Below are 22,311 nucleotides of genomic sequence, written 5' to 3'. Positions count from 1 at the left end.
CGTGACCACGACCACCCGCCCCGCCCCGGCACCGAGCCGGGGCGGGGTGCGTGCCGTCCACCTGTGGATCGGCGTGGCCGTGCTGGCCGTGGGCGGTTATCTGTCCCTCGGCATCGGCGCCGCGACCAGCGTGGGGATCGGCGACCTGTTCCCGCCCACGCAGAGCGAGTGGCACATCCTGGCCACCTCGCGGATCCCGCGCCTGATGGCCGTGCTGATGGCGGGCGCCTCGCTGTCGGTGGCGGGGCTGATCATGCAGCGCATCACGGCCAACCGGTTCGTCTCCCCCAGCACGTCCGGCACCGTCGAGGCTGCCGTGCTCGGCATCCTGATCGCCACCATGTTCTTCAACTCCACCTCGCTGGTGGTCAAGATGCTGATCGCCATCATCACCGCGATCCTCGGCACGATGATCTTCCTGCAGATGCTGCAACGCATCCAGCACCGCGAGGGCATCGTGGTGGCCCTGGTCGGGCTGATGTATGGCGGCGTGCTCGCGGCCATCACCACCTTCGTGGCCTATCAGCGCGACATGGTCCAATATCTCGACATCTGGACGACCGGGTCGTTCTCCGGGATCCTCGAGGGCCGCTACGAGCCGCTCTACACCGTGCTGGTCGTCGGGGTGATCGGCTATCTGTTCGCCGACCGGTTCACCGTCATCGGGATGGGCGAGTCGTTCGCCACCAACCTCGGCCTGAACTACAAGCGCCTCCTCTACATCGGCCTGATCGTGGTCTCCGTGATGGCCGCCGTGGTGGTCGTGGTCGTCGGTGCCATCCCGTTCCTGGGGCTGATCGTGCCCAACGTGGTCACCCTGCTGATGGGCGACAACGTCAAGAAGGTGTTGCCGGTGACCGCGCTCGCCGGCGCCGGCTTCGTGCTGGCCTGTGACGTGGCCGGTCGGATGATCACCTACCCCTACGAGATCCCGGTCGCCACCATCGCCGGCGTCATCGGTGGCGTGGTCTTCATCTGGCTGATCCTGCGCTCGGCCAAGGGAGCAGCCGTATGACGACACTCATCTCTCCCTCCCCGACCAGATCGCACACCTCACCCGAGGAGGCCCGCCGACGCCGTCGGATCAGGGTGACCCTCGGCATCCTGGCCATCCTGTGCGCGGTCGGCATCGCGGCCTATCTGGTCTATGACGTGCGGGGCTCCTGGGAGTATGCGATGGACCTGCGCGGCCGCCAGGTCGGGAGCCTGGTCGTCGTCGGCGCCGCGGTCGGTGCCTCCAGCCTGGTCTTCCAGACGATCGCCGGCAGCCGGATCCTGACGCCCAGCGTGATGGGCTTTGACGCGCTCTATCTGCTGGTGCAGACGATCATCGTGTTCTTCTTCGGCGGCACCGCGTTCATGCTGATGGGCGTCGGCGAGCGCTTCGTGATCAACACGGTCGTGCTGGCCGTCTTCGGGATGCTGCTGTTCCGCTGGCTGTTCGGGCGCAACAGCCGCAACCTGCTGGTGCTGGTGCTGGTCGGCATCGTGATCGGCTCGCTGTTCGGCTCGCTCACCTCCCTGGCCTCACGGGTGCTCAGCCCCAACGACTTCCTGACCCTGCAGGACGTCATGTTCGCCAGCTTCAACACGGTGGACGCCAACCTGCTCTGGGTCGCCGGCATCGTGTGCCTGATCGGCCTGGCCGCGCTGGTGCCGCTGCTGCGCTATCTCGACGTCGTCGACCTCGGCTTCGACAATGCTGTGGCCCTCGGCGCGCCCTACCACCGGGTCGTCACGGCGACCCTGGCCGTGGTGACCGTGCTGGTCGCCGTGTCCACCGCCCTCGTGGGTCCGATGCTCTTCCTCGGTCTCATCGTGGCCAACCTGGCCCGACAGATCCTGCCGACCCATCGGCATACTGAGTTGGTGTTGGGCTCGGTGCTGGTCGGGGTGCTCTGCACCGTGGGGGGCCAGTTCGTGGTCGGCCACCTGATGGACAATGGCACCACGTTGTCCGTGGTCGTCAACCTGGTGGGCGGCATCTATTTCATCCTGCTCCTGATGAGGACGGTCAAACTGTGATCAGCGTGCGCAAGGTCAGCCACCGCTACGACAAGCAGGTGGTGCTCGATGACGTCGGGCTGACGCTGCCGGTGGGGCAACTCACCTCGATCGTCGGCGCCAACGGTGCCGGCAAGTCGACGCTGCTGTCGGTGATCAGCCGCCTGATCAAGCCCGAGAGCGGCTCGGTGTTCATCGACGATCTCGACGTGCAGAGCTCCAGTGACGACGCCATCGCCCGGCGGTTGGCGGTGCTGCGCCAGGACAATCGCGTCACCGCCCGCCTCACCGTCGTGGACCTGGTGCGCTTCGGGCGCTTCCCCTACAGCAAGGGCCGGCTGACCCCGCAGGACCACGAGCTGGTCGACGAGGCGCTGGACTATCTGGACCTGCAGCCGCTGCGTGACCGGTTCCTCGACCAGCTCTCCGGAGGGCAGCGCCAGCGCGCCTACATCGCGATGATCCTGGCGCAGGACACCGACTACATCCTGCTCGATGAGCCGCTGAACAACCTGGACATGAAGCACTCGTCCTCGATGATGACGCTGCTGCGCCGCGCGGCCGATGACCTGGGCAAGACGATCGTGCTGGTGCTGCACGACATCAACTTCGCCTCCTGCTATTCGGACCACATCGTGGCCATGCGCGACGGCCGGGTCATCGTGCAGGGCAGCCCGCAGGAGATCATGCAGCGCGAGATCCTGCGCGACGTCTTTGACATGGACATCCACGTCCAGGACCTGCATGGCGTGCGGCTGGGGATCTTCTGGACCACCGGCGCGCCCGTCGGGCCGGGTCCGCTGGCGGCGGAGCCCCTCGTGGACGAGGCAGTTGCGGATGAGCCGGCCGCAGACGAGGCAGTTGCGGATGAGCCGGCCGCAGACGAGCGCACCGGCTACGAGGTCTCAGCCCGCTCTCACGCCTGACGGAGAGTCACGCAGCACCGGCCGGGCGCGGGGTCGAGCCGTGCTGCGAGGCAGCCTGGGGCCAACTCGCTCGTGAATCCCTCCAGCAGGGCGTGATTCATGCCGCACACCAACTGCGTGTGTCGCTGGGCGAGGGTGTGGAACGGGCAGTTGCTCAGCAGCACGCGATCACCGTCGGCCCGGGGCTCGAAGCCGTGCCGCGCCAGCACCTCACACGCCAGGGTCAGCGGGTCCGCGTCGCCGTCGCCCTGCGCGGTCTGGGCCACGGCGCGCGCCAGCTCGACGCCCCGTGCCGTGGCCACCTCGGTCAGCGTCTCCAGGATCGGCCGCCCGGACGTTGCCGCCTCCTCGACCGCTGCGGCGAGCAACTCTCCAGCCAGCACATACTCCCGAGGCGGCAGGGACAGGCTCACCTCCTCCTCGACCGGCCGATAGACCTTGGCCGGTCGCCCCGCACCGGGCCCGGCCCGGTCACCCAGTCGCTGATAACCCACCTCCAGCAGGCCGTCCGCGGCCAACCGATCCAGGTGGAACTTCACCTTGTGGTGGGCGATGCCGGTCGCCTCGGCCACCTCCTCACGGCCAACGGCAACATCACGCTGGCAGACATAGCGATAGAGCTCACGCCGCACCGGCTCGGCCAGTGAGGCGATGCTGTCCACAGCTCGCTCAAACGGCACGGCCTTGGTCATGAATCCTCCTCTTGCATCGTGACCCCAACAGGTCTAACGTCAAGACTAGTCTCCGTTAGAAGAAACGTCCAGGAGGACCCCGCGTGACGACCCACCCAGATCTCGCCCCCGCCCCCGTGCTGGCCACCGCGGATCGTCTTGACCAGGCCACTCGAGCTGCGGGCGCCTTCCTGGCCGCACTCGGCGTCGACTGCGACAACGAGAGCATGGCCCGCAGCCCGCGCCGGATGGCTCAGGCCTATGCCGCCATGCTCACCTCGAGACCGTTCGAGATGACCACCTTCGACAACGACGAGGGCTATGACGAGCTGGTCCTGGTCCGCTCGATCCCCGTGCAGTCGGTCTGCGAGCACCACCTGCTGCCGTTCACCGGGCAGGCCCACGTCGGCTATCTGCCCGGCCAACGCATCCTCGGGCTCTCGAAGTTCGCTCGCGTCGTGGAGATGTTTGCCCGTCGCCCGCAGGTCCAGGAGCGCCTCACCCAGCAGATCGCCGAGTGGATCGACCACGAGCTGGCACCACGCGGTGTCGGCGTGGTGATCGAGGCCGAGCACACCTGCATGACCCTGCGTGGGGTGCGTGCCGTCGGCGCGACCACCCGCACGTCCGCGCTGCGCGGCGCACTGCGCGACGGCGCCACCCGCGCCGAGTTCCTCAGCCTGATTCACTGATCGAATGGACCTGCCATGACCACCACCGCATCCACCTCCTCCGACGGAGTCGTGGTGGTCGGCGCCGGACTCGCCGGCGCCAACGTCGTCGAGGAGTTGCGCACCAGAGGGTTTGCCGGACCCGTCACCCTGATCGGGGATGAGCCGGACCTGCCCTACGAGCGACCCCCGCTGAGCAAGGGCTATCTGCAGGGCGGAGCCGAGATCGACGAGGCCTATGTGCACCCGGCCTCCTGGTATGCCGAGCACGACGTCACCACCCGGCTCGGCCAGTCGGTTGTCGCGATCGACCGCGAAGCACGCGAGGTCGAGATCTCGGGAGGCGAGCGTCTCAGGTATGACACGCTCGTGCTGGCCACCGGCGCCGAGCCACGCCGACTCTCCCTGGCTGGTGCCGATCTGGACGGCGTGCTCACGCTGCGTCGGATCGCTGACAGCGACGCTCTGCGGGAGGCCATCGGGCGGCACGCCCGGGTGGTCATCGTCGGTGGTGGGTGGATCGGTCTGGAGGTCGCCGCCGCAGCCCGGATCGGAGGGTCGGCGGTCACCGTCCTCGAGAGCGCGGCCCAGCCGCTCCTGAACGTGCTGGGCTCGGAGGTTGCCCAGCACTTCGCGCAGCTGCACCGCGACCACGGGGTGGACCTGCGGACCGGGGTGAGCGTCTCAGGGCTCGTGGGTGAGCACGGCCACGTCACCGGTGTGACCGTCGACGGCGAGACCCTGCCCGCCGACCTCGTCCTGATGGGCGTGGGCGCCGCGGCCAACACCGATCTGGCCAGGGCAGCGGGGCTGTCCGTCAACAGTGGCGTCCTGGTCGATGAGCACCTGCGCTCCGTGGACGACCCAGACGTCCTGGCCGTGGGAGACGCCGCCGAGGCACGGCATACGGCCTCTGGTCGGGCTCTGCGGGTCGAGCACTGGGACAACGCGATCCGGCAGGGCAAGCTGGCTGCTGCCACGATCACCGGGAGCAGCGAGACCTATGACTGGGCGCCCTACTTCTACACCGACCAGTACGACCTGGGCATGGAGTATGTCGGCCACGGCAGCGCCGAGGACGAGACCGTCATCCGAGGCGAGATGGACTCCGGAGAGTTCCTCGCCTTCTGGCTGCACGACGGCACGGTGACAGCAGCGATGAACGTCAACATCTGGGACGTCAACGACGACCTGCGCGCACTGATTGGCCGCGAGGTCGCACCGGAGCGCCTCGTCGACGACAGCATCGCGCTCACCGACCTCTGACGCGCACCATCGCCCGTCAGTCGGTGAGGCCCCGCGCTGCTCGCAGGACGGCCTCGACGGAGACATCGATGTCTGCAGTGGTGGTCAGGTGGTTGGAGACGGCGATCCGCATCAGCCGTCGACCACGCCACGTGGTGCCACCCATCCAGGCGGTGCCGTCCTGCTGGATCCGGGCGATCACGGCATCAGTGCGACGGTCAGCCTCCGCGCCCTGACCGCCAAACCCGACGAGCACCTGGTTGAGCACCACATCGTTGACGACCTCGAGCCCGGCGGCGCTCAACGCATCGGCGAACCGGCGAGCATGGTCGCAGCACCGGTCGATGAGGTCGGCGATCCCCTGTCTCCCGAGCTCCTGCACGGCTGCCCACACAGCGAAGCCGCGGGCACGCCGGGAGGACTCGGCCGTGTAGTCGGCCGCACCGGGCTCAGCGCCGGAGCCGGTGAGGTAGGAGGCGGTGTAGGACATCGCAGCCGTCTGCACGTCGGGACGGGAGCAGAACGCGAACCCCGAGTCGTAGGGGACGTTCAGCCACTTGTGCCCGTCGCACCCCCAGGAGTCCGCCAGCTCCACGCCGTCGACCAGGTGTCGCAGCGAAGGGCTGGCTGCCGCCCACAACCCGAAGGCCCCGTCAACGTGCACCCACGCGCCGTGGTCGTGCGCCACGGTGATGGCCGTGCGCAGGTCATCGACGGCGCCGGTGTTGACGTTGCCCGCCTGCAGGCAGACCACGCTCGGACGATCCTCGCCCGTGGATCCCGCGGACAGCACCCGCCGCAGGTCATCGGTGTCGATGGCTCCCTGGGCGTCGACGGTCACCGCCTCCAGTGCGTCGGAGCCCAGGCCGAGCAGCCGCAGCGACCGGTCGATCGTGGCGTGCCGCTCGGCGCCGGCGAGCGCCCTGAGCCGTGGTGCTCCGGCCAGCCCGCTGCGCTCCACGTCCCACCCGACCTGGCGCAGCAGGTGGTGCCGGGCCGCAGCCAGCCCCACGGTGTTGGCGGCCTGCGCACCGGTCACGAAGCCGACACCAACCGACTCAGGCAGACCCAGCAGGTCCTTGAGCCACCCACCGGCGACCTCTTCGGCTGCGGCAGCCGCCGGTGCGAGGTGCCCGTTGAAGGCGCACTGGTCCCAGCCGACAGCGAGGATGTCCGCGGCCGAGGCAGCCGGCAGAGCGCCCCCGATGACGAAGCCGAAATAGCGAGGCCCGGGCGTGCCCATCAGACCGGGCTGCGCGGCGTCGATGAGCTGCTCGACCACCTCGCTCGGATCGCGTGGGCCCGCCGGCAACGGCACGGCCAGCCGGCTCCTCACCTCGGCCTTGTCGGCTGGCGCCTGCACGGGGCGACCATCCAGCGACGCACGGAAGTCGGCCGCTTCCTGAGCTGCCCGCTCGAACAGGGCCTGAAGGTCAGTCATGTGCCGATGCTACGGCGACCCAGCAGGGACCCCGCGCCGGATCTGTCGCCGGCTGCGCTGCTCACAGCAGCGTGGCCTTCCGGTGCTGGCCGAGGCGACGCAGGCTGGAGCCATGAGCACCGAGACCGCTGACCCCGCACACGGGCTGGACCACGAGATCCACCGACAACTCTTTGACCGCCGCACGTTGGTGCTGGGCGAGGCGCTCGAGGAGCGCAACAGCAATCGCCTGTGCACGGCCCTCCTGCTGCTGGCAGACGCCGACCCGCGGGCGGACATCCGGCTGCTGATCAACTCGGTCGGCGGCTCGGTGCCCGGGATGCTGGCCATCCGCGACTGCATGCGGATGATCCCCAATGACGTGGTCACCGTCGACCTCGGGATGGCCTACAGCGCAGGACAGTTCCTGCTCTCCGCGGGGACCCGGGGCAAGCGCTTCGCGATGCCACACGCCAAGGTGCTGCTGCACCAGGGCTCGGCCGGCATCGGTGGCACGGCCATGGACATCGCGATCCAGGCCGACGACCTGCGGCACACCCGCGACACCGTGCTGGGCTGCATCGCTGAGGACACCGGCCAGGCGGTGGAGCAGGTGGAGGAGGACTCCCGGCGCGACCGGTGGTTCTCGGCCCCCGAGGCGCTCGACTATGGCTTCATCGACGCGATCGTTGAGAACCTGTCCGATGTGCTGCCGGAGCACACCTCCCCGATCGGCCTGGGGAGCACCCGATGAGCACTTACTCCATTCCCTACGTCACGACACAGAGCCCGCGCGGGGAGCGCACCCTCGACATCTACAGCCGGTTGCTCGCCGACCGCATCGTCTATCTGGGCACCGCCGTCGACGAGGGCGTGGCCAATGCCGTCATCGCCCAGCTCCTGCACCTGGAGAACGACAACCCGGACGCCCCCATCGCGCTCTATCTGAACTCGGTTGGTGGCTCCATACCCGCAACCCTGGCGATCTATGACGCGATGCAGTTCGTCCGGCCACGGGTCGACACCACGTGCGTCGGCCAGGTGGTCGCCAGCTCGGCCGTCCTGTTGGCTGGTGGCGCACTCGGCCACCGCTCGATCCTCCCCCACGGCCGAGTGGTGATCCACGCGCCGGCGGCCGAGGGGCGGGGCACGGTGCCGGATCTGATCCTGGAGGCCGACGAGATCGAGCGGGTGCGCCGGATGCAGGAGGAGATCCTGGGGCTGCACACCGGTCACAGCGCCGATCAGGTGCGCCGTGACACCGACCGCGACCTCATCCTCACCGCGCAGGCCGCTGTGGATTATGGCGTGGTCGACCAGGTGCTCGCCGCGCGCGACGTGACGGCTCTGTCTGCATAGGCGGCGCTGTGGGCGTGAGCCGAGCCGTCAGCGTGAGCGGAGCTGTCTGCGTGCGTGAAAGGGCCGGTCAGGCGGCCAGCAGGACCTGCCCGCTCCCCCGCTGCGCCGGCGCCACCGCCATCAATTGCGTGCTGGTCCGCCGGGTCAGGTCAACCACCGCGAGGTCCAACGCACCGGCGAGAGCCTCGAGCATCTCCGAGGACGGGTCCTTCTTGCCGCGCTCGAGCTCGGAGAGATATTGCGGCGAGAGGCCAGCCCGCCCGGCAACGTCCGCGATGCGCTCGCCGCGGAACTCGCGCTCACCGCGCAGCTGACGGCCCAGGGCCTCCCGCCACAACGGTGTCACGGCGGGGGCGGCCCGGCCCGGGGCAGCCGCGCCCGGTCGGCGCGGTTGCCTGCGGTCCAACCTGACGACGTTGCCCATAGAAAGACGCTAACGCCGCAACTGACCCCCGCGCATCGGGTTTCGCTCTGGGCAGATGACCCGGCAGCTCAGGCGTCGGCCGAGCGGACGTTGATCAGGTTGGCCCACGGGTCGTCGAAGGACACGGTCCGGCCGTCGTCGCGGGTCTGCAGACCGAAGTGCTTCATCCGCTCGGTCAGTGCACCGACCTCGTCAGCGGTCGGCACGACGATGTCGACCTGCCCCAGACCCAGGGTGCGCTGACGCGGACCGGCACCGCGCGAGTTCCACACGTTCATCGCCATGTGGTGGTGATACTTGCCAGCGCTGACGAACAACGCCTGGTTGCCAACACTGGCCGTCGTCTCGAAGCCGAGCCGGTGGACATAGAACTCCTGGGCCGTGGCCACGTCGCCGACGGACAGGTGGACGTGCCCCACGACGGCACCACCCAGCGCGGTCGGGTCGGCCAGACCCTGCTCGGTCAGGTGCTCGCGCAGGAACTGGTTGGGGTCGAGATAGAGCGTGGACATCTCGACCTGACCGTGCGTCCAGCTCCACTGCGTGCGGTCGCGGTCCCAGTAGAGCTCGATGCCGTTGCCCTCGGGGTCATCGAAGTAGAACGCCTGGCTGACCAGGTGGTCGCTGGAGCCCACGAAGCGGACACCGGGATACTGCGCGGCGGTGGCCACGGTGGCGGCCAGTGCCTCCTGGGTGTCATACAGGATGGCCGTGTGGAACAGGCCAGCCTGACCGGGGGTGGCGGCCTTGAGCTCGGGGCTGTGCCGCAGGATGACGACCGGCTCGGTCCCCCGCCCGAGGGTGACCTGCGACCCCTCGCTGGAGAGCACCTGCAGCGCGATCGCGTCGCGGTAGTAGGCCGTCATCACGTCGAGGTCGGCGACGTCCAGGGTCACGGCGCCCATCGAGGTGTCGGCAGCCAGCAGATCCTTGGGGGTGATCAGTTCGGGCGTCGTGGTCATGACAGCATCCTCCGCTTTAGTTGATGATTCAATCATACTAACAGCAGCATGCCTCCGCCCATTCCCGGCACAGGGGCGCCAGGGAGAATGCGACAAAAGGTAGTGTTAGCGACGCACCAAAGGTAGCGTATGACCTCGACCAACGGTAGCGTAGGGGCGTGACATATCAGCGCAGGAGCGTCGACGACGAGCTGGATCGACTGCTGCCACTGGCCCCGGCGATCGCCCTCGAGGGCGCAAAGGGCGTCGGCAAGACGGGCACGGCACGGCGCCGTGCCCACACCACGTACTTCTTGGACGACCCGGCCGATCTGCAGTCGTTCCAGGCCGATCCGACCTCCGTCCGCGACGCACCCGGGCCGGTTCTTCTGGACGAGTGGCAGCGATATCCCTCCAGTTGGGATGTCGTGCGTCGCTGGGTCGATGCCGGAGCACCACCGGGCGCGGTCCTGCTGACCGGCAGCGCCAGCCCCCGCCCCGGTGTCGACACGCATTCGGGAGCGGGGCGGATACTGACCCGCAGGATGCGGCCCATGGCCCTGTTCGAACGTGGCCTCACCACACCGACGGTGAGTCTCGCAGCACTCCTGGGCGGAGTCTCCGAGGTGACTGGCAGCACGGAAGTCCGCGCCGCTGACTACGTCGAACAGATTGTGGAGAGTGGATTTCCCGGGATCCGCGGGGCCGCTGCTGGCCTGCACCGGGACCTCCTGGACTCCTACATCGCAGCGGTCATTGACCGAGACCTTGACGAGAGTGGCCTGCGGGTGCGCCGCACCGAAACCGTGCGCCGATGGCTCACTGCCTACGCAGCCGCCTCATCCACCACCACCGCCTACTCCAAGATCCTGGATGCCACAACGGCCGGTGACGGGTCCCAACCAGCCAAGACGACGACCATCACCTACCGAGACCATCTGACTCGCATCTTCGTGCTCGACCCCGTCCCTGGGTGGAGCCCGTCAGCGAACCCGTTCGCGCCACTCCAGGTCTCCCCCAAGCACCAACTCGTGGATCCAGCGCTAGCAGCACGCCTCTTGGGACAGAGCGCTGTCTCGCTGCAGGCCGGCAGGGGTCGCGCCTTGATGGGAGCGCTCTTCGAATCCCTGGCAACCCTGTCAGTGCGCGTCGCGGCTGACCGGTGCCAGTCCCGGGTGGGCCACCTGCGCACGCGGCCCGGCGACCGCGAGATCGATCTGGTCGTCGACGGCCCGGAGGGTCAGGTGCTTGCCATCGAGGTCAAGTGGTCGCGAGCCATCGACGACTCCGATGTCCGCCACCTCCTCTGGCTCCGGGACAAGTTGGGAGACGACCTGGTCGACACCATAGTTCTGACAACTGGCGATCGCGCCTACCGGCGCAGAGACGGGGTGGCCGTTGTCCCACTGGCACTCCTCGGCCGCTGAGGATCGCGTGCCTCCTGGACCACGGTCGGTCCGTATTCTGGACTCATGTCCCAGGACAGGCCGGCACGGGTAGCAGACGTCCACGAGGCTGCCCGGAGCATGCCGCACGTGACTGTCGAGGAGGGCACGCAGGACAACCCCGTCTATCAGGTGGGCGGGAAGTCGTTCGTCTTCTTCCGCAACCCCCGGCCGGATGCGGTCGACACCGAGACCGGCGAACGGCTCGAGGACGTCATCGTCATCTGGGTCACCGACGAGGACGAGAAGCAGGCTCTCGTGCAGGACGAGGAGAGCCCCTTCTTCACCACGAGCCACTTCGACGGGCACCCGTCGGTCCTCGTCCGCGCCAGCCGTCTGCAGGAGACCACCCGCAGCGAGATCATCGAACTGGTCCAGGCGGCCTGGCTCTCTCGCGCATCACGCAGCCGAGCGCAGGCGTGGGCCGACGGGCGCACGTCGCGATAGAGCCACCCGACGACGCGGCCCCGCACCAGCGAACTGGTGCGGGGCCGCGACTGCGATGTGCGTCTCAGGCAGAAACGAGCGAACGCAGGACGTACTGCAGGATGCCGTCGTTGCGGAAGTAGTCCGCCTCGCCGGGGGTGTCGATGCGCAGGACGGCGTCGAACTCGATGCTCTCGCCGCCCTCCTTCTGCGCGGTGACGTGCACGGTCTCGGGGATGCCGCCGTCGTTCAGCGCGGTGATGCCGCTGAAGGAGAAGGTCTCCGTGCCGTCCAGGCCGAGCGAGTCAGCGGTCTGACCCTCGGGGTACTGCAGCGGCAACACGCCCATGCCGATCAGGTTGGAGCGGTGGATCCGCTCGTAGGACTCGGCGATGACGACCTTGACGCCCAGCAGGCGGGTGCCCTTGGCGGCCCAGTCACGCGAGGAGCCGGAGCCGTATTCCTTGCCGGACAGGATCACCAACGGGATCCCGGCCTCGGCATAGGCCTGGGCCGCGTCGTAGATGTCGACCGGCTCGCTCGAGCCGTCCAGCAGATTGCGGGTGAAGCCACCCTCGACACCGTCCAACAGCTGGTTGCGCAGCCGGATGTTGGCGAACGTGCCGCGGATCATGACCTCGTGGTTGCCACGGCGCGAGCCGTAGGAGTTGAAGTCCTTGCGCTCGATGCCGTGCTCGGCCAGGTAGCGACCAGCCGGGCTGTCGGCCTTGATGGAACCGGCCGGGCTGATGTGGTCGGTCGTGACCGAGTCACCCAGCTTGGCCAGCACCCGTGCACCGCTGACGTCCTCCACCGGGGCGGGCTCGGCCTGCATGCCCTCGAAGTAAGGGGGCTTGCGCACGTAGGTCGAGTCATCGGCCCACTCGAAGGTGTCACCGTCCGGGGTGGGCAGGGACTGCCAGCGCTCGTCACCGGCGAAGACATCGGCATAGTCCTCGGTGAACATCTCGCGGCTGATCGAGGTGGCGATCGTCGCCTCGACCTCCTCGGGGTTGGGCCAGATGTCCTTGAGGAAGACCTCGTTGCCCTCGGTGTCCACCCCCAGCGGCTCGGCCTCGAAGTCGAAGTCCATCGTGCCGGCCAGGGCGTAGGCGATGACCAGCGGCGGGGAGGCCAGGTAGTTCATCTTCACGTCCGGGTTAATCCGGCCCTCGAAGTTGCGGTTGCCCGACAACACCGAGGTCACCGCGAGGTCGTTGGCGTTGACCGCCTCGGAGACCTCCTCGATGATCGGCCCGGAGTTGCCGATGCAGGTGGTGCAGCCGTAACCGACCAGGTGGAAGCCGAGCTTCTCCAGGTAGGGCCACATGCCGGCCTTGTCGAAGTAGCCCGTGACCACCTTCGAGCCCGGCGCCATCGAGGTCTTCACCCACGGCGGCACCGTCAGCCCACGCTCCACGGCGCTCTTGGCCAGCATCGCGGCGGCCATCATCACCGAGGGGTTGGAGGTGTTGGTGCACGAGGTGATGGAGGCGATCGCGACGTGGCCGTGGTCGATCTCCACCTCCTTGCCATCCAGGGTCACCGTCGCCGGGTTGCTCGCCCGCTTGCCATTGGCAAAGCGCGCCGAGTGCTCCGGGCGACCGGCCTGCTCGGACGCCTCGTGCGCATCGTGCGAGGGCGCGTCGGAGGCCGGGAAGGTGTCCGCAAGCTCCTGGTCAACCGAGCTCTTCTCGATGCCCTGACCATCCACGACATAGTTCTTCAGGTCGGCCCAGAACTGCGGCTTGGAGTCGGTCAGCGCGATGCGGTCCTGCGGGCGCTTCGGCCCGGCGATCGAGGGCACGACCGTGGACAGGTCGAGCTCGAGACGCTCGCTGTAGCGGGCCTCGACCGAGGCGTCCAGCCACATGCCCTGCTCCTTGGCATAGGCCTCAACCAGGTCCACCTGCTCATCGGAGCGACCGGTCAGCCGCAGGTAGTCCAGCGTGACGTCATCGATCGGGAAGATCGCACAGGTCGAGCCAAACTCCGGGCTCATGTTGCCGATCGTGGCGCGGTTGGCCAGCGGCACCTGGGCCACACCCTCGCCGTAGAACTCGACGAACTTGCCGACCACACCGTGGTCACGCAGCATCTCGGTGATCGTCAGCACGACATCGGTCGCGGTCGCACCGGCCGGGATCGACCCGGACAGCTTGAAGCCGACCACGCGCGGGATCAGCATGGAGACCGGCTGGCCGAGCATCGCCGCCTCGGCCTCGATGCCACCCACACCCCAGCCCAGCACGCCCAGGCCGTTGACCATCGTGGTGTGACTGTCGGTGCCGACACACGAGTCGGGGTAGGCCGTCAGCTCACCGTTGACCTCACGGGTCATCACGGTGCGGGCTAGGTGCTCGATGTTGACCTGGTGGACGATGCCGGTGCCCGGGGGGACGACCTTGAAGTCCTCAAACGCGGTCTGGCCCCAGCGCAGGAACTGATAACGCTCACCATTGCGCTCGTACTCGATCTCGACGTTGCGCTCGAAGGCGTCCGGCCGGCCGAAGACGTCAATGATGACCGAGTGGTCGATGACCAGCTCGGCGGGAGCGAGCGGGTTGATCTTGGTGGGGTCGCCGCCGAGGTCGACCATCGCCTCGCGCATGGTGGCCAGGTCGACGACACAGGGCACGCCGGTGAAGTCCTGCATGATCACGCGGGCGGGCGTGAACTGGATCTCGGTGCTCGGGTCGGCGTTCTCGTCCCACTGGGCGAGCGCGTTGATGTGGTCGGCCGTGATGTTCTTGCCGTCCTCGGTGCGCAGCAGGTTCTCCAGCAGCACCTTCAGGCTGTACGGCAGGTTGGCCGAGCCCTCGAGATCGGTGATGCGGTAGTACTCATAGCTGGCGTCACCCACCTGGAGGGTGTTCTTGGCCCCAAAACTGTTGGTCGTGTCGCTCACGCCGACTCCTCTCCGATTTATCTTGACGTCAAGATAACTCTATCACAGGCGCTTCTCCTACCTCGCAGTCTTGCGCACCGTGAGACCCACGTCTACGGAAGGCTCGCCTAACCCCTGACGTGCGGGCGAGCCGTGCTCACGAGGCCGCGGGAGGGATGGTGTGGTTGTGGCGGAACAGGTTGCCCGGGTCGTGAGCAGCTTTGACCTCGCGCAGGCGCTCCCAGGTGGCTGGCGGATAGCAGTCCTGCGCGCCCACCGGCCCGTCTCCGACGAAGTTGACGTATGCCGCACGGTCGCCGTCGTCGAGCAGGTCCAGGGCGCGATCGGCCCAGGTGGTGGCTTCGTCGAGTCCCGCGGGGTCGTGCGCCATGCACGCCAGGTAGCTGACGATCCTGCGGTCCCGGAAGCCGAAGGCAGTCGCGCCCTCGGCCACGTCACCCACCGCTCCCCCCAGCACGCGCAACTGGATCAACCGCATCGGGCCGGGCCCGGCACCCACGGCGTCGATGAGCTCGCCGGCGGGCTCCTGCCCCAGCTGCTCAAAGAAGTTGCTCCGGGAGACGAACGGGAGACTGGGGATCTCCTCCCAGGCCAGCAGGTCGGCATACGGGGCAGTGCGGATCAGGTCGGCCAGCGGTGGCGCGAGGGCGCGGAAGGGAGCGAGCACCTCGTGCGCTGCCTCAGCCGGCCCGACATGGACCAGCGTGGTGAACAGGACCGGTGTGCCGTGGTGCTCCGCCGCCACGAAGGGCACCGGCGGGCAGGGCATGATCGTCACGATCGTGGTCACCTCGCGCGGCGCCTCCTCGGCAGCTGCCAGGAAGCCGGTGAGGACCTCCGGTGTCGCGGGCAGCACGAGCACACCCCCGGTGGTCTCGCCGACGTCGTCGAGACGGAAGGTCATCGCGGTGACCACGCCGAAGTTGCCACCGCCGCCGCGCAGGGCCCAGAACAGGTCGGGCTCGTGCTCGGCGTCGACCTCTCGGACCTGACCGTCCGCGGTGACCACCTCTGCGGCGAGCAGGGCGTCGATCGTCATGCCATAGCGGCGGCTGAGCAGACCCATGCCGCCGCCCAGCGTGATGCCGGAGATCCCGACGGCCGCCGTGTCGCCGAAGCCGGTGGCCAGGCCGTGCTCGCTCGTGGCCCGGACACACTCCCCCGCCGTGAGCCCGGCCCCGGCCCGGACGGTGCGGGCCTCCACGTCGATGTCCAGGCCCTTCAGACCCGAGGTGTCGAGCACCAACCCGTCATCGACGGTGCCGTGCCCGGCCGCGCTGTGTCCGCCCCCGCGGACGGCCAGGACCACCCCCGACTCTCGCGCGGCGTTGACCACCGCCTGCACGTCAGCGGTGTCCCGGGCGCGCACGATCGCCAGGGGAGTTGCACCCCCGGGCCTGGCCTCGACCAGCCGGGCCTCGGCATAGTCCGGGTCTGTGGCGGTGATGACGACGCCGTGCACGTCACGACGGAGACGGTCGATGAGCTGGTCGAGCTGCTGCCTGGAGGTCATGCTCAACACAGTGACACGCAGCACCGACAGTGCGCTCGGATTTTTGGGTCAGGCCTCGTCCTCGTCGTCGCGCTGGGCGCGGGTGCGACTCTCCGGGTTGAGCGTCATCGCCAACTGGTGCTCGGCCTCGGGCGGGCAGATGAACAGGATCTCGTCACCGGCCTCGATCGCCTCGTCCGGGCTCGGCGAGATCGGCCGACCGTCGCGCAGGATCGTCAGCAGTGAGGTGTCGGGCGGCAGCGGGACGTCGCCGACGCGGGTGCCCACGTGGGGGCTGGTCTCGGGCAGGGTCAGCTCGACCATGTGCGCCTCGCCGTGCTGGAACTCAAAGAGCCGCACGATCTCACCGACCGAGACCGCCTCCTCGACCAGGGCGGTCATCAGGCGGGGCGTGGAGACGGCCACATCGACGCCCCAGGTGTCGCTGAACAGCCACTCGTTGCGGGGGTTGTTGACCCGGGCGACGGTGCGGGGCACGGCGAACTCGGTGCGCGCCAGAAACGAGACCACCAGGTTGACCTTGTCGTCCCCGGTCGCGCACACGACGTGGTCATAACTCTCCAGCTGCGCCGTGGTCAGCGTGCTGATCTCGCAGGCGTCACCGATGATCCAGTCGGCGGCGGGCACCATCGAGGTCTTGGCCTCCGTCGCCTCCTTGTCGATGATCAGGACGTCGTGGCCGTTGTGGATGAGCTCCCGGCTGATGGAGCGGCCGACGCTGCCGGCACCGATCACTGCAACGCGCATGGGCACCTCACTCCTGCGGCTGGACAGTGTCCAGCCGCTGCTCCAGCTCGGGCAGCGTCCCGCGCCGCGCCACCAGGTGCAGCTCGTCGCCCTCCTGATAGACCGAGTCGGCGGTCGGGATCAGCGCGTCCCCGAGCCGGGTGACGAAGGCCACGCGCACCTCGAAGGTCTGCTCGATCTCGCTCAACCGCCGCCCGATCCAGCGCGGGTTGACGTGGATCTGGCCGATCACCAGCGTGCCGCTGGGATCGAAATAGTCCGGGGTGCTGCCCTCCGGCAGCAGGTGGTGCAGGGTCTGGTCCGCGGTCCAGCGCACCGTGGCGACCGTCGGTATGCCGAGGCGCTGGAAGATCTCGGCACGCTTGGGGTCGTAGATCCTGGCCACGACCCGCTCGACGCCGAAGGTCTCGCGCGCGACCCGGGCGGCGATGATGTTGGAGTTGTCACCGCTGCTGACCGCGGCGAAGGCGAACGCCTGGGGCACCCCGGCGTCCTTCATCACCTCCCGGTCGAAGCCGATGCCCTTGATGCGTCGCCCTGGGAAGTCCGGCCCGAGCCGGTGGAAGGCTGCCGGGTCCTGGTCGATGACGGCCACGTCGTGGCCGCGCTGGATCAGGCTGTGCGCGAGGGTGGCCCCGACGCGGCCGCAGCCCATGATGACGAAGTGCACGGTGCCGACGCTACCCCGGGCGACGCTCAGATGTCGGCCACACCACGGTTCTCTCTCTAGAGTGGCCCGCATGGAGTCCGGCGGCCTGCTCAAGCGGGTTTTCATCGGTCGCGCCCTGCGCACCGACCGGCTCAGCGACACCCTGCTGCCCCGTCGGCTGGGGATGCCGGTCTTCGCCAGTGACGCGTTGTCCTCCGTGGCGTATGCCGTGGACGAGATCGTGCTCACCCTCGCCCTGGCCGGTGGTGCAGCGATCTACTTCTATTCCTGGGAGGTCGGCGTCGCCGTCGCCCTGGTGATGCTGGTGATCGTTGCGTCCTACCGCCAGACCGTCTATGCCTACCCTCGCGGTGGCGGCGACTACGAGGTGGCCTCGGACAACCTCGGTCCTCGCGCCGGCGTGGTGGTCGGCTCCGCACTGATCGTCGACTATGTCCTGACCGTGGCGGTGTCGGTCTCCGCGGGAGTGCAGAACGCGGCCGCGGCCCTGGAGTTCCTGCGCGGCTATGAGGCGGCCGTGGCCGCCGGGCTGATCGCCCTGCTCACCCTGATCAACCTGCGTGGCGTCCGCGAGTCCGGCCGTGCGCTGGCGGTGCCGGTCTACGCCTTCCTGGGTGCCCTCGGCATACTGATCATCACTGGTGCCGTGCAGTTCCTGACCGGCACCCTGGGCCGGGCCGGCAGCGCGGAGTATGAGCTCCTCCCTGCCGAGGGTTATGAGGAGATGACCGGCCTCTTCCTGGTCTTCCTGTGCCTGCGGGCCTTCGCCTCCGGCTCCGTCGCCCTCACCGGGGTGCAGGGGGTGGCCAACGGGGTGCCCGCACTCCAGCGCCCCAAGAGTCGCAACGCGGCCTCGGTGCTGGCGGTCATGGCGGCGCTGTCGATCACCATCACGGTCTCAGTCCTGTGGTTGACCCGGGAGACGGGCATCCAGATGGCGGTCAACCCCCAGCAGCAGCTGCGCCACGAGGGTGAGCCGGTGGGGCCGGACTTTGTGCAGGACACCGTGCTCGGTCAGCTGTCCAAGGTGATCTTCGGCGAGCTGACCGTGGGGGTCGTGCTGGTGGCCATCACGACCGGCGTGATGCTCTTCGTCGCGGCCAACACCGCCTTCAACGGCTTCCCCGTGCTCGCCTCCCGCCTGGCCAGGGACCGGTTCCTGCCGCGCGGGCTGGTCAGCCGCGGTCACCGGTTGACCTACTCCAACGGCATCATCTTGTTGGCCGCCGCGTCTGCCGCCCTCGTGTTGGTCTATCGCGCCACGGTGACCGAGCTGATCCAGATGTATATCGTCGGCGTGTTCATCTCGTTCACCTGCAGCCAGGCCGGCATGGTCCGCCACTGGAACCGGCGGCTGCGCACCGAGCTCAGCCTGCGCCAGCGCGTGGGCATGATCCGCAGCCGCACGATCAACCAGGTGGGCCTGACCGTCTCTGGTCTGGTCCTGGTGATCGTGCTGCTCACTCGCTTCACCAACGGGGCGGGGCTCTCCCTGCTCGCGATCGGTCTCATCTGGATGGGGATGACCATGGTCTACCGCTATCACCGCACGATGGACAACGACGTCTCGCTGCCTGCTGAGGGCGTGGACACCAGCCAGGTGGTGCCCTCCCGGGTGCACGCCCTGGTCTATGTGCCGCGCCTGGACCGGCCGACCATGCGGGCGCTGGCCTATGCCCGTGCGACGCGTCCGCACAGCCTTGAGGCGGTGACGGTCGACGTGGTGCCGGAGACGACCCAGGAGTTGCGGGCGGCGTGGGAGGCCCGCAAGATGCCGGTGACGCTGCGGGCGCTGGACTCGCCCTACCGTGAGGCGGTGCGACCCGTGATCAACTATGTGCGGCGGGTGCGCCGGGACCGCCCCCGGGATGTGGTGGTCGTCTATGTCGCGGAGTATGTCGGGCGTGACGGCTGGTGGATCCGGATGGTCCGTGACCGGACGCTGGAGCGACTGCGCCGTGGGCTGCTGCGCACGCAGGGCGTCATGCTGGTGACCGTGCCGTGGCAGGCGGAGGGAGTGAGGGAAGGACTGGATGAACACCAGGCAGAACGCTGAGCAGAGCCCCCAGGGCGCGGGCAACGGCGCAGAGAACGAGGCAGCGAACGGCGCAGCGGAGGGTGCCATCGCTGTCGGTGAGCGGTTCGTCGTCGACGTCGGGCCGGTGGCTCATGGTGGGCACTGCGTCGCCCGGCACGAGGGCCAGGTCGTCTTCGTGCGGCACACGCTCCCGGGCGAGCAGGTCCGCGCCGAGGTGACCGAGATCGGTCCGGGCGGGCGCTTCCTGCGTGCCGACGCGATCGAGGTGCTGCGGGCCGCACCCGAGCGGATCCCTGCGCCCTGCCCGTGGTCCGGCCCCGGCCGGTGCGGCGGGTGCGACTGGCAGCACGTCGACCTGGCGGGCCAGCGCGCGCTGAAGAAGGACGTCATCCTCGAGCAGTTCTCGCGACTGACTCGTCTGGATCTGACGGCCCACCTGGGGCGTGAGCTCGAGGTCGAGGCGGTGCAGGGTGACCAGGACGGTCTGGGGTGGCGCACGCGCGTGGAGTTTGCCGTGGACGAGGGCGGTCGACCCGGTCTGCGCCGGCACCGCAGCCACGACATCGTCCCGGTCGACACCTGTCTGATCGCCGACCCGCGGGTGCTGGACACCGGTGTGCTCAGCACGACCCACCCGGGCTCCACGGCCGTCGACGTCGTCGCCCCCTCTGTCGGTGAGCCGGTCGTCGTCGAGGTGCCCCACGGCCCCGTGCCAGTGGTCCGGGAGCGGGTCATCCTGGCCGACCGGGAGTTGGAGTTGGAGGTCTCGTCCCGCGGCTTCTGGCAGGTGCACCCTGGTGCTGCCAGGACCTTCGTGTCCACGGTCCTGGACTGGCTTGATCCGCGGCCCGGTGACCAGGTGCTCGATCTGTATGCCGGAGTGGGCGTCTTCGCCGCAGCCTTCGCCGAGGTGGTGGGTGACCGAGGTTCCGTCGAGGCGGTCGAGGGCGATCGTGTGGCGACCGAGCACGCGCGCGACAACCTGGCGGCCTTCCCGGAGGTGAAGGTGACACGCGACCGCGTCGACCGTGCGGTCCGGCGTATGGTGCGCAGCAAGCGGCGAGCTGACCTCGTGGTGCTCGACCCTCCTCGCACGGGCGCCGGGCGTCAGGTCTGCCGCGACGTTGCTGGTCTGGGACCGCGCACGATCGGCTATGTCGCCTGCGACCCCGCCGCGCTAGCTCGCGACGTCGGCTATCTCATCGAGCACGGCTACGCCCTGCGTGACGTGCGAGCCTTCGACGCCTTCCCGATGACCCACCACATGGAGCTGGTGGCAGTCCTCGACGCTCCCTGAGCGACACCCACCGAGAGACAGCCACCGAGAGACAGCGGCCTGTGCGTCACCGACCAGCGCGGGGAGCTCTCCTGGGCATGCCTGTGGGCCCGGCCGTGGTGGCCGGGCTTCGGGGCGTGGTGGTCACACGTGCCAGGTCACGACGGACCCGGACACGGTCGCCATCAGGTCTTTCTGGTGCACTAATGTGTGATGCCGTGGACAGAGTAGGACCAGGACAGCGATGTCAGTGTTGCCATCGCGACACCACCACACCAGGTGATGCGAGTCGCACCAAGTCCCCGGGATCGAACACCCCGGATACGTACATTTCTGGTCTCTGACCAGCAACGACTTGAACTGCCCCGGCGTCGCTAACCTCACCGTCCGACCGAGGTTCAACGGCTCGCCATACTCCCCCAGAGCGATCGGGGTCACGTCCCCGATACACGCGAACCTCCCCACCTGCTGAGCATCCAACACCTGACCCAACGCCGTCACCCCAGCACCCACCGGCTTGCCGGTCGCCGGATCCGCCTTCACCGTGATCATCACCGACGCCCGACCACTACTCGGCGGGGCACCCGGGTTCGACAGGCCACGGTTAATCACCATCACCAACGCATCAAACTTCCGCTGCCCCGGCGAACGCATATCCATCTCAGCGCCGTCCTCAATCGGCTCCGGCGCCGCCAACGGACCGTTCAACACACCCTCCAACAACGCCGCATCCCCCTGCGGGGCATCGACCGTGAACCGCGTCAACCCATTCCCCAACGGACGACGAGACACACACCGCAACGACTGCGCCGTCCGCTCGCGCTCCTCTTTCGGCTTCTCATCCAACAGGCGTTGGAGCAGCTCCTGGCACACCACCTCCAGGTCCCTGTCGCTGATCTCCTCATCCGCAGCCGCGTTAGTGGCGATGTCGGCATACTCGGCCTGTTCCGCCGGCCCCAGGCTCGAGGCCAACCGGGTGATCGTCTTCGCGACCTTCGCACCCCGGTGCACCGCAAGCTCCCCCGCGGCCACCCTGGCCAGCAGCGCCTTGCCCCAGTGCCTCTCCCCAGCCCTGACAATGGTGCGGATCTGACCAGCCTCCGACACCGACAGCCACGGGCACCGCACCCGCAACCAATCCACCAACGACAGTCCCACCGCAGTGTGCAACCCCCGCGTCGACGCCTCCACCGCCAAGGCAACCCCGGCACCATCCAACTTCGCCCGCACCTGCCCCACGACCTCCAACGCGTCAATGACACCCGGGTCGAAAACCGACACCAACTCCGACGGCCCCAAACCCCCAACACGCCCCACCGCGCTACACGCGGTCGCCAACCCGTCCGAGAGGACTTCCGCCGCCGACACCGACCCCTGCTCGACCAGGGCCTGGTCCAACTCGGCCTGCAGCGACCACCACTCAAACGAGTCCATGTCGTCATCCGCCGGGCCACCTGCCGTCCGCGTCGAGACGGTCGCCTCACGCTCCTGCGCGAACAACACCGCCAACTCTGCATCCGACACCGGCACACCCCCAGGCAACGACGCGCGGCCATCCTGGCCGAGGACCTCGTCCCCGACCACCACCGTCGCGTCTGCCTGCTTCATACAAACGATCTAAACACCC

At 68.5% G+C, this 22,311-nt stretch carries 20 protein-coding genes; 11 read left to right on the top strand and 9 right to left on the bottom strand.

Annotated elements, in window-relative coordinates:
* The first annotated feature begins 1 nt into the window (after position 1).
* The 3 genes from NF556_RS09100 to NF556_RS09090 are packed head-to-tail and all read left to right on the top strand — an operon-like array spanning position 2 to position 2,930.
* Positions 2-1,015, top strand: coding sequence for an ABC transporter permease (locus NF556_RS09100; RefSeq protein WP_252595320.1), 1,014 nt, complete (start codon positions 2-4; stop codon positions 1,013-1,015).
* On the top strand, positions 1,012-2,025 hold the full coding sequence (locus NF556_RS09095) for an iron chelate uptake ABC transporter family permease subunit (RefSeq protein ID WP_252595319.1): 1,014 nt from the start codon (positions 1,012-1,014) through the stop codon (positions 2,023-2,025). The genes NF556_RS09100 and NF556_RS09095 overlap by 4 nt, the downstream gene beginning before the upstream one ends.
* On the top strand, positions 2,022-2,930 hold the full coding sequence (locus NF556_RS09090; protein WP_345780143.1) for an iron ABC transporter ATP-binding protein: 909 nt from the start codon (positions 2,022-2,024) through the stop codon (positions 2,928-2,930). The genes NF556_RS09095 and NF556_RS09090 overlap by 4 nt, the downstream gene beginning before the upstream one ends.
* Here the strand turns inward: NF556_RS09090 and NF556_RS09085 are convergent.
* A complete protein-coding gene (locus tag NF556_RS09085; protein WP_252595318.1) occupies positions 2,921-3,622 on the bottom strand; it encodes a helix-turn-helix transcriptional regulator in 702 nt (233 codons plus the stop codon). The two genes, NF556_RS09090 and NF556_RS09085, sit on opposite strands and share 10 nt — an antisense overlap.
* Before the next feature lie 83 nt (positions 3,623-3,705).
* Here NF556_RS09085 and folE point away from each other — a divergent pair, with 83 nt between their 5' ends.
* Together folE and NF556_RS09075 are read left to right on the top strand one after the other, a co-directional pair.
* The gene (gene folE, locus NF556_RS09080; RefSeq protein WP_252595317.1) at positions 3,706-4,293 is read left to right on the top strand and encodes a GTP cyclohydrolase I FolE; all 588 of its coding nucleotides are present in this window, start codon (positions 3,706-3,708) and stop codon (positions 4,291-4,293) included.
* Between the two features lie 15 nt (positions 4,294-4,308).
* Positions 4,309-5,538: an NAD(P)/FAD-dependent oxidoreductase gene (locus NF556_RS09075; RefSeq protein ID WP_252595316.1), complete on the top strand. Its 1,230-nt coding sequence runs from the start codon at positions 4,309-4,311 to the stop codon at positions 5,536-5,538.
* A 16-nt stretch (positions 5,539-5,554) separates the two neighbouring features.
* Here the strand turns inward: NF556_RS09075 and NF556_RS09070 are convergent, their stop codons facing one another.
* Positions 5,555-6,958, bottom strand: coding sequence for a pyridoxal phosphate-dependent decarboxylase family protein (locus tag NF556_RS09070; protein WP_252595315.1), 1,404 nt, complete (start codon positions 6,956-6,958; stop codon positions 5,555-5,557).
* A 112-nt stretch (positions 6,959-7,070) separates the two neighbouring features.
* Between NF556_RS09070 and NF556_RS09065 the strand changes: the two genes are divergently transcribed.
* A complete protein-coding gene (locus NF556_RS09065) occupies positions 7,071-7,691 on the top strand; it encodes a ClpP family protease (RefSeq protein WP_252595314.1) in 621 nt (206 codons plus the stop codon).
* Entirely contained in the window at positions 7,688-8,296 is a 609-nt protein-coding gene (locus NF556_RS09060; protein WP_252595313.1) for a ClpP family protease, read from the top strand. Before NF556_RS09065 ends, NF556_RS09060 begins: the two co-directional genes overlap by 4 nt.
* A 67-nt stretch (positions 8,297-8,363) precedes the next feature.
* On the opposite strand, the gene NF556_RS09055 is transcribed toward NF556_RS09060, so the two are convergent.
* Both NF556_RS09055 and NF556_RS09050 read right to left on the bottom strand, forming a co-directional pair.
* Positions 8,364-8,720, bottom strand: a complete 357-nt coding sequence (locus NF556_RS09055) for a helix-turn-helix domain-containing protein (protein WP_252595312.1) — start codon at positions 8,718-8,720, stop codon at positions 8,364-8,366.
* A gap of 68 nt (positions 8,721-8,788) precedes the next feature.
* Positions 8,789-9,682, bottom strand: a complete 894-nt coding sequence (locus NF556_RS09050; protein WP_252595311.1) for a VOC family protein — start codon at positions 9,680-9,682, stop codon at positions 8,789-8,791.
* Positions 9,683-9,840: 158 nt separating this feature from the next.
* Here NF556_RS09050 and NF556_RS09045 point away from each other — a divergent pair, with 158 nt between their 5' ends.
* Together NF556_RS09045 and NF556_RS09040 are read left to right on the top strand one after the other, a co-directional pair.
* Positions 9,841-11,088 carry an ATP-binding protein gene (locus NF556_RS09045; protein ID WP_252595310.1) on the top strand — a complete coding sequence of 416 codons (1,248 nt, stop codon included), beginning with the start codon at positions 9,841-9,843 and terminating at the stop codon, positions 11,086-11,088.
* 45 nt (positions 11,089-11,133) lie between these two features.
* Entirely contained in the window at positions 11,134-11,553 is a 420-nt protein-coding gene (locus tag NF556_RS09040) for an MmcQ/YjbR family DNA-binding protein (RefSeq protein WP_252595309.1), read from the top strand.
* 64 nt (positions 11,554-11,617) lie between these two features.
* Here the strand turns inward: NF556_RS09040 and NF556_RS09035 are convergent, their stop codons facing one another.
* The 4 genes from NF556_RS09035 to NF556_RS09020 all read right to left on the bottom strand — a co-directional run bounded on the left by NF556_RS09035 (position 11,618) and on the right by NF556_RS09020 (position 17,370).
* Entirely contained in the window at positions 11,618-14,440 is a 2,823-nt protein-coding gene (locus tag NF556_RS09035; RefSeq protein WP_252595308.1) for an aconitate hydratase, read from the bottom strand.
* Between the two features lie 136 nt (positions 14,441-14,576).
* Positions 14,577-15,953: an FAD-binding oxidoreductase gene (locus NF556_RS09030; RefSeq protein WP_252595307.1), complete on the bottom strand. Its 1,377-nt coding sequence runs from the start codon at positions 15,951-15,953 to the stop codon at positions 14,577-14,579.
* Positions 15,954-16,001: 48 nt separating this feature from the next.
* Complete coding sequence (locus tag NF556_RS09025; RefSeq protein ID WP_252595306.1) at positions 16,002-16,700, bottom strand: potassium channel family protein; 699 nt, start codon at positions 16,698-16,700, stop codon at positions 16,002-16,004.
* 7 nt (positions 16,701-16,707) lie between these two features.
* A complete protein-coding gene (locus NF556_RS09020) occupies positions 16,708-17,370 on the bottom strand; it encodes a potassium channel family protein (RefSeq protein ID WP_252595305.1) in 663 nt (220 codons plus the stop codon).
* Positions 17,371-17,440: 70 nt separating this feature from the next.
* On the opposite strand from NF556_RS09020, the gene NF556_RS09015 reads away from it, so the two are divergent.
* Both NF556_RS09015 and NF556_RS09010 read left to right on the top strand, forming a co-directional pair.
* Positions 17,441-19,426 (top strand): APC family permease, encoded by a 1,986-nt coding sequence (locus NF556_RS09015; RefSeq protein WP_252595304.1) that lies wholly within the window; start codon positions 17,441-17,443, stop codon positions 19,424-19,426.
* Positions 19,404-20,705 carry a class I SAM-dependent RNA methyltransferase gene (locus NF556_RS09010; protein ID WP_252595303.1) on the top strand — a complete coding sequence of 434 codons (1,302 nt, stop codon included), beginning with the start codon at positions 19,404-19,406 and terminating at the stop codon, positions 20,703-20,705. The genes NF556_RS09015 and NF556_RS09010 overlap by 23 nt, the downstream gene beginning before the upstream one ends.
* Before the next feature lie 123 nt (positions 20,706-20,828).
* Here NF556_RS09010 and NF556_RS09005 read toward each other — a convergent pair whose 3' ends face one another.
* Complete coding sequence (locus NF556_RS09005) at positions 20,829-22,292, bottom strand: HNH endonuclease signature motif containing protein (protein WP_252595302.1); 1,464 nt, start codon at positions 22,290-22,292, stop codon at positions 20,829-20,831.
* Between the last annotated feature and the right edge of the window lie 19 nt (positions 22,293-22,311).

Origin of the sequence: Ornithinimicrobium faecis, from assembly GCF_023923225.1 — a bacterium.
GTDB lineage: Bacteria > Actinomycetota > Actinomycetes > Actinomycetales > Dermatophilaceae > Ornithinicoccus > Ornithinicoccus faecis.
This window is presented reverse-complemented; position numbering and strand designations above follow the sequence as displayed.